7 protein-coding genes are annotated in these 7,382 nt (G+C 35.7%); 1 reads left to right on the forward strand and 6 read right to left on the reverse strand.

Annotated features, from left to right (window positions below):
- Window positions 1-270: 270 nt before the first annotated feature.
- Together ACIQYS_RS08435 and ACIQYS_RS08440 are read right to left on the reverse strand one after the other, a co-directional pair.
- Window positions 271-1,617: an FAD-binding oxidoreductase gene (locus ACIQYS_RS08435; protein WP_402977571.1), complete on the reverse strand. Its 1,347-nt coding sequence runs from the start codon at window positions 1,615-1,617 to the stop codon at window positions 271-273.
- A gap of 301 nt (window positions 1,618-1,918) precedes the next feature.
- A complete protein-coding gene (locus ACIQYS_RS08440; RefSeq protein WP_402977574.1) occupies window positions 1,919-2,860 on the reverse strand; it encodes a sensor domain-containing diguanylate cyclase in 942 nt (313 codons plus the stop codon).
- Window positions 2,861-3,231: 371 nt separating this feature from the next.
- Here ACIQYS_RS08440 and ACIQYS_RS08445 point away from each other — a divergent pair, with 371 nt between their 5' ends.
- Window positions 3,232-4,341 (forward strand): DegT/DnrJ/EryC1/StrS family aminotransferase, encoded by a 1,110-nt coding sequence (locus ACIQYS_RS08445; protein WP_402977577.1) that lies wholly within the window; start codon window positions 3,232-3,234, stop codon window positions 4,339-4,341.
- A gap of 307 nt (window positions 4,342-4,648) precedes the next feature.
- Here ACIQYS_RS08445 and ACIQYS_RS08450 read toward each other — a convergent pair whose 3' ends face one another.
- The 4 genes from ACIQYS_RS08450 to ACIQYS_RS08465 form a co-directional block, all read right to left on the reverse strand.
- Window positions 4,649-5,029, reverse strand: a complete 381-nt coding sequence (locus tag ACIQYS_RS08450) for a VOC family protein (RefSeq protein ID WP_402977579.1) — start codon at window positions 5,027-5,029, stop codon at window positions 4,649-4,651.
- A gap of 76 nt (window positions 5,030-5,105) precedes the next feature.
- Window positions 5,106-5,621 (reverse strand): SRPBCC domain-containing protein, encoded by a 516-nt coding sequence (locus ACIQYS_RS08455; RefSeq protein WP_402977583.1) that lies wholly within the window; start codon window positions 5,619-5,621, stop codon window positions 5,106-5,108.
- A 29-nt stretch (window positions 5,622-5,650) separates the two neighbouring features.
- Window positions 5,651-5,995 (reverse strand): ArsR/SmtB family transcription factor, encoded by a 345-nt coding sequence (locus ACIQYS_RS08460; RefSeq protein ID WP_402977586.1) that lies wholly within the window; start codon window positions 5,993-5,995, stop codon window positions 5,651-5,653.
- Between the two features lie 624 nt (window positions 5,996-6,619).
- Window positions 6,620-6,925, reverse strand: coding sequence for a hypothetical protein (locus tag ACIQYS_RS08465; RefSeq protein ID WP_402977589.1), 306 nt, complete (start codon window positions 6,923-6,925; stop codon window positions 6,620-6,622).
- Window positions 6,926-7,382: the final 457 nt, after the last annotated feature.

Here is a 7,382-nt window from a genome sequence, read left to right on the forward strand (position 1 = left end):
TATAAAGATAGACCATCGAAAATGATGGTCTTGTTTAACTAAAGCACCCGCTGATTGAACTAGAAAAAAGCGATTCATTTTAGGAATCGCACTTCTGGTTTGTTTAATTAGATTGTGATTTTGTTAGTATTTCATTTTCATTAACAACTCTAACAACTCCAATTAACTCGGAAATTGCCAAAATATATGCTGCAAACAAATGTGTTGAAAATGTATTCAACCCTCTAAATAGAAAATAATTCCTATTTCAAATATTAACATGAATTAGACTTAAAATTTAGGAGGTATACTTTGAGGAAAATGGAATACATTTTCGGGATCATACTTGGCTTTTATGCTTTGTAGTCTTTCAAAGTTGGTTCCATAATAATCCGGTCCAAAGTTTATAATATTCTGGTCTGGAGAATTTACGTAGGCTCCTTCAACGAAAGGACTCAACTGTTGGCGTGTTCTTGAAACCAATGCAAGATTCCTTGATGCGTCAGAGTCTTGTGTCCAAGTTGTATTCCACTCCAAATAAAACTTCGGATACCGCCAAAAAAAAGCAGTCGCCTCAGGAGAGATTCTATTTACAGCGCCACCACAGTTCAGAAAAAAGAAACTGGATTCGGTTCCGGTTGATTCTTCTAGAAAACTGCGCATGATTTTGATTGCTTCATCCGGAAACAGACGTGTCGGCCAAGCCGATGAAATTTTATAATTCTGTTCTGATCTTCTAGTGATTGGTTCATTTGGTATTAAATATTCAACGACATTCGTATAGGACAATTCTTGAATAAACACCTTTGTTGGAGCACCTACGCTAATTAATGGCTCTAACAAGCTAGATAGTTTCGTTTTTGAACCCAGGAAAAGCCCTGTTGCATGAATCAACCCATTATTTTCAGAGAAAATTTCCAATATAGAACCTAACCGGTTGTCAACAAAAGGAGCCCATTTTTGCCACGCCTTGAAAACTTTCTCTAGCTGGTTCCATGGCCAAATAATTTCGAATACTGTTGCTTCAGTGGGGGCACGATGTACTTTGAAGCAATATTCTGTATTAATTCCGAAATTACCTCCACCTCCACCGCGAGTAGCCCATAGAAGATCTGAATTGTTGTTTTTATTTGCGTTTAAGACTATTCCATTGGCTTCAACCATTTCCAATTCAATGAGATGATCACTGATTAATCCAATTGACCGCTGAAGTAACCCCATTCCTCCACCCATGGTGATTCCGCCAATTCCAACGGTTGGGCTATCTCCGAAGGGAACCATATAGCCTACCTTTGCTAATTTCTTTACAAGTGGTCCTACTTGGATGTCAGTTTGGACGATAGCCATTTCTTGTTCACTATTTAACCATACCTTTTTCATATCACTCACATCGATAACAATCCCGTCTTTTACCATTGAAAGATTTTTGTCCAATGCATGGCGTCCGCTCCGAGCTCGAATTGGCACATTGTTTTTTCGTGCCCATTCTATAGCATTTGTAACATCCTTCGTACTTTGAGCAAAGACAAATACAAGGGGAAAGGTATCTACATACGGGTTCCAGTTTTGGCGTGCCTGTTCATATCCTGGATCTCCTTTATAGATGATTCGTCCTGTCAGTCGGATTTTTGATCCCATCAATTCAACTCCTAACCCTACTTTTATTTAGCATTTGGGCTAACAATGAAACTATTCATTCCTTCTTTCTTCCTTAATAGTCTTTAAAAATGTGCCTATACATCATATGTATTGTAAATAATGAAAAATGCAATCTTGACTGATATTGATAAGGAATACATTTTAATAGGGTTAGCAACATCCATTAATATCCATTTTCACTCTTTTCTATTTTTCGGCTGTTATACGTTATTCATTCTTAGGTAAATTAATCTTTTTCTAATGAGAAGGGTGATGTCTCTAGTATATATAGAAGAGCCGCTTAAAAAAATTTATAAGAGTTCTTTCCTGCTGTTTTTGCACGATATAAGGCATTGTCGGCATTTTTAAGCAGGGTATTTAAATTGATATTACTATCGACAGGATAAGGAACAATTCCAATACTTGTGGAGAGTTGATATTCGCTATCCCATGTATTTAAACAGTTAAGTACATGTTCCGCTCGCTTACTAATTTCCTCTCTGGTAGATATCTGTGAGAAATTTATGATGAATTCATCTCCTCCTAATCTAACCGCAAAGGCATCATTATGCTCATTTACAATTTTTTGAAGCCTTAAAGCGACTTCCTTTAACACTAGATCCCCAGTATCGTGGCCATGGATATCATTTACCTTTTTAAACCCATCCAAATCAAGAAAGAATATCACTCCTCCAGTTTTAGAATGGTCTTCAAAAAATTTAGAAAGATAATGCCTGTTGTATAGTCCAGTCAAAGAATCTCTATAGGCAAAATGCTCTAGATCCAAATAATAAGAAAACATCCTGGCTATTTTTTGAAGCAAATTTATGCTCTTCTTGTCAAAATGACTATCTTCATGATGCGCCACACATAATGTCCCAAACCTCTCCCCATTAACAAGAGAAATAGGAATTCCCAGATAAGACTTAATATTGACTTCTTCGAGTATATTTCTTAAATCGTCCGAACAAGTTTCTTCCCTAATATCCTCATAGATTAATGGTAGTTTATTTTCAAAATCAACTCGATTACAAACCGTTTCGTTAAGGTTTATTACCATTCCTTCCGTCAAGAGAATACTTGTATCAATATTTGAAAGCTTTAGGATAATTTGCTGTTTATCACTGAAAGAGGTTAAATAAACCAATTTGTCAGGCAAGATTTCTTTTGCAAGATCAAGTACATCACTAGCAAGCTCATCAAAATTCCTATACATCTGCAATTCTTGTAACGTTATTACCATAGAGCACCTCGATTATTATCAATAATTACTTTTGTTGTTTAATCTGTATATTGAGTAAAATATATTCACTTTAAAATACAAAATGCTTAAATCTGTTTCTATCTACTCTCAATAAGTATCTTCCTTATTAAGTACAATATTTCACAATTTCAATTAAAGTTTAACATAGATTATTATGTGGTGTTCAACAATCTGGGCAGCTTGTTGAATACCACTAACGCTACCTAAAAATATTGACTTATTCAAGAAATTTTAGGAAGATAAATAATGTTATCGAATATGCAGAAAAAATATAACATTTCAAAATTTTAAAGAAAAGATATTCGTGAGCTAAAGTTTTTTATTACATATTATACATTTGGAGGAAGAATATGAAAATATCAATGGTGGATAATAGTGAGCAATATAAAGAGCTAAAACCGGAATTATTAAGAGTACTTGACGATGTTATGAACTCCTCAATTTTTATCATGGGAGAAAACGTTAAAATAATAGAGAAAAGCGTTTCAGAATTACATAAAGTAAACCATGGAATCGGTTGTGCTAATGGAAGTGATGCGATCCATATCGCACTCGAAGCAACTGGTATAGGTCCTGGAGATGAAGTAATTACAACTCCATTTACATTTTTTGCAACCGCAGGATCAATTGTTCGGACAGGTGCTAGACCTGTATTTGTTGATATCGATTCTAAATCTTTTAATATAGATACAAAAAAAATAGAGCAAGCAATTACTCAAAATACAAAAGCTATTCTTCCAGTACATTTATACGGTCAGATGGCAGACATGGAGTCCATCTATCAAATTGCCGAAAAGCATAATTTAATTGTTATTGAGGATGCAGCACAAGCTATTGGTGCTAAATTTGCTGATAAGTCTCCAGGGGAATTAAGCAGTGCTGCCATATTTAGTTTTTATCCGTCTAAAAACTTGGGTGCTTATGGCGATGGTGGAATGATTATAACTAATGATGATGAAATAGCAGAAAGAATGAGAGTAATTCGCGTACATGGTGCAAAACCTAAGTATTATCATCATGTGCTTGGATATAATAGCAGGTTAGACGAAATGCAAGCTGCTATACTAAACATTAAGTTTCCAAAGCTAAAAAAATGGAACGAACTTCGTAGAAAAAAAGCTGAAATTTATAATGAGCTTTTTGCACAATATAGCTTATCGCAGGTCGTGTTGCCTATTGAAAATAATAATAGTTATCACGTGTATCATCAATATACAATCAGGGTTGATAAGCGTTCAGAACTTCAAGAATATTTAAAAGCTAATGGTATTGAAACTACGATATACTATCCATTGCCTCTTCATCTACAACCTGTTTTCAAGTATCTAGGTTATAAAGATGGAGATCTACCAGAGACTGAAAAAGCCTCTAATGAAGTTTTATCGCTTCCAATTTATCCAGAATTAAATGAAGATACTCAAAAATTCATAGTATCTAAGATTAATGAATTTTTTAATTAAATTATAGATTGGCACTTCCAATTTAACTGTAGAAAATATATAACATCTATCCAACTGCCTATAATTGTTAGGCAGTTTTTCCTTTATCCAATTAATCCGCTTCTTTAGTTTAAAGTGTAACATTTCTCATTGTATGTCATAATGTTGTTGATGCTTTGGACGTAAAAATAGACCATCGAAGTGATGTTCTTGTTTAACTAACACCTCATTACTTTAAGTGTAAGTCTTCACAATCTGCGTCGTAAATCAAACAAGCAAAAATGCGATGCCTTTATTCAAGCATCGCACTCGTATATTGAATATAAATTCACCTTTTTTCCATTACTGCAAAGTAATTATTTTCACTATCTGCAAAATTAAATACTCTACCTGAAGACATATTTACAATTTCTCCAACTGTAACGTTTTTGTTTGACAATTCACTATATAAATTATCGAAATTTTTCGAGAAGAATTGTAAAGAAGGTGTTCCAAGATTTATTTCAGGCGACATTTTCGCAATAAATTCCTTATTGTGGAGAATAATGTTTGTTTCAGCTTCTTTAGTTAGAGCATTCTCAATCCACCGCATATCCTGACCATTGTCTTCCTCTGAAATAATACTAAATCCTACTTTTTCTGTCCAAAACTCCTTTGCTTCACCTTGGTTATTTACATACAACATGATTTGACCTACATTACTAATCATTGATATTTACACTTCTTTATATAATTAATTACAAAACCTAATGATTCTAAACTTTTAAATCAGCGTTACGGTAACTCTACTTCAGCGACTCCACAAGCTCGTTCAAACGGTCCCAAGTTTCGGTGACGCCCTGCAGCATGCCCATATCCATGACAGTCTTGAGGGCCTCTTCAGAAACATATTCAGCACGGTTTATCAGCTTTGTCTTTCCACCCAAATCGATGAATTCCAATGTGATCTCGGTCGACGGCATAGAGTCATTCAAATTGCCTTCAGCGTTCGAAAAGTAATCGGTGTAGACGATCTTCTCCGGCTCGATAATCTCCTTATAAACCGCTTTGCCCCATGATTCCATACCAAAAAATTGACCCAGATTCTGATCGACACACTTCATACAGTAGTGCCGAACGCCTCCTGGACGGAAATCGACGGTGCAGACCGGAATCTCCCAGCCCCTCGGCCCCGACCATCGTTTCAGATGCTCCGGCTCTTTAAACATCTTGAATACGAGATCTCGTGGCGCATCGAAAACGCGCTCCAGTACCAGTACCCGATCGTTCTCTACTCTCGATACCATTTCATTGTTTGACATTGTAATTCCTCCTTGATTCTGAAAAGATTTTAAAATCTTTCCTTGTTCTGCAATTCTTTCAAATAATCATCTAGATTGTCGAATCTTTCTTGCATTATGCTCCGGAAGGACTGTATCCAAGAATCTAGCGCTTGGAAGGGTTCGGGTCGGAGCTTGTAAATCCGACGGTTAGCTTCGGCCTGCACTTCCACAATCCCGTTGTCACTTAGCACTTTTAGATGCTTCGAAGTTTGGGGCTGCCTCAATCCCAGTTGGTCGGCAATTTCCCCAACGGTCAGGGGGCCGTTACGCAAGAGTTCGACGATATTCATTCGATTTGGTTCAGACAAAGCGCTCAGCGCCGTCATGTTCACGCTCGGAATCTTCCCTGACATGTTGCTCACCTCGTCAAGTGATGGTCTCCAGTTAAAGCACATCTACAACATCACTAGTATTATCGTCCTGTCGAATTGATTATAACCAACAAAGAATATTCCTGTCAAGGAATATTAAAAACTGAAATGATACCAGTTCAGTGCCGAATTCATAGAATACAATCCTTTCATAAGTTGAGTGTAAGTATGTTCAATTCCGATTGGCACGTTACTCTTATTAATGTATCCATTTCTCTAATCTCCACAATTTAACTTAGTAAGAACGAAAACACTTGCGGAACAATGAAAATTATATTTTACATACCATATAATCATTAATCTCAATAGTTATTTCCACTTTATGTACAATTAAAGTTCCACTTTTAAATATAAAAGTAGCAACGTCTTAATAGATGTTGCTCTACTTGACTAAAGCACCCGGTAGTTGAATAAGCACCTTATCTTTTATTCCACATTATGGCCTAACTGCTCTTTGAAATGATATACTATTCAGAAAATAATAGTGTTAAGGAGATGAAAAGTGAATGAATGAAGCTAAGACCATATTGTTAGATCAACTTCTAGCTAATGCTAATGATCGTAGTTGGTATATCTCATTCTTTGAATCATTTGATGGACTATCTTTTATGAATGATTTTTTCCTTTCTTACTATAAATTTCATAAGCAAAATATCCAAATAAATAGCCTATTCCAGCTCCTAAACTAACTGTGGCTAGAAGAGGGATTTGGAAAAGCATGCCCCAAATCACACCGATCACACAACCAAAAAGCATTCCCATTGGGATTAAACTATCTAATAGATCTTGAACGCCTTTTGATTTTTTCTTACTTTGGTTACCTTGGTTATATTTATGTTTAAGCCTTTTAATTACAAATAATACAATCCCACCCACTAACACAACAGGTGCAATCGCCATGATAAACTCCATGCTAGAACCTCCTTTCACTATTTAATCAATCACATCTGCTAAACGAAAGAATAACAACAATAAACTGGCTTATTGTCTTCATTTCCCCTATTAGGTGCAACGTATCTTTAATCAAGTAATTGGTGAGTTGAAAAAGCCCGAATACAATACCCACTGATGCCAACCTGCTTCGTTATATTGGAAAGGCATGTTCACCTACTTATTCTATTAAGAACAATAATTCTCAAGGTATCCTCGCTTTATATAGAAATACGTTTGAACATAGGGAAAGTTTCGTATTTACTTCAACTAAACTACTGTGTTAGTTCAAGCGTAGCATTTCACAATGGATTTCTGAGATCTACTTGATGTTTTGGATGTAAATAAAGTAGGGAAACCATTCTCATGGCTTCCCCCTTATCAAACCGCACGTGCCTTATTAAGGCATACGGCTTACCCATATGTTTACAATGTTATC

The organism is Psychrobacillus sp. NPDC096426, from assembly GCF_044762745.1.
Classification (GTDB): domain Bacteria; phylum Bacillota; class Bacilli; order Bacillales_A; family Planococcaceae; genus Psychrobacillus.

Coding starts and splice junctions, on each gene's coding strand:
- ACIQYS_RS08435 (WP_402977571.1), bottom strand. CDS start 1,617: ATGGGATCAAAAATCCGACTGACAGGACGAATCATCTATAAAGGAGAT.
- ACIQYS_RS08440 (WP_402977574.1), bottom strand. CDS start 2,860: ATGGTAATAACGTTACAAGAATTGCAGATGTATAGGAATTTTGATGAG.
- ACIQYS_RS08445 (WP_402977577.1), top strand. CDS start 3,232: ATGAAAATATCAATGGTGGATAATAGTGAGCAATATAAAGAGCTAAAA.
- ACIQYS_RS08450 (WP_402977579.1), bottom strand. CDS start 5,029: ATGATTAGTAATGTAGGTCAAATCATGTTGTATGTAAATAACCAAGGT.
- ACIQYS_RS08455 (WP_402977583.1), bottom strand. CDS start 5,621: ATGTCAAACAATGAAATGGTATCGAGAGTAGAGAACGATCGGGTACTG.
- ACIQYS_RS08460 (WP_402977586.1), bottom strand. CDS start 5,995: ATGTCAGGGAAGATTCCGAGCGTGAACATGACGGCGCTGAGCGCTTTG.
- ACIQYS_RS08465 (WP_402977589.1), bottom strand. CDS start 6,925: ATGGAGTTTATCATGGCGATTGCACCTGTTGTGTTAGTGGGTGGGATT.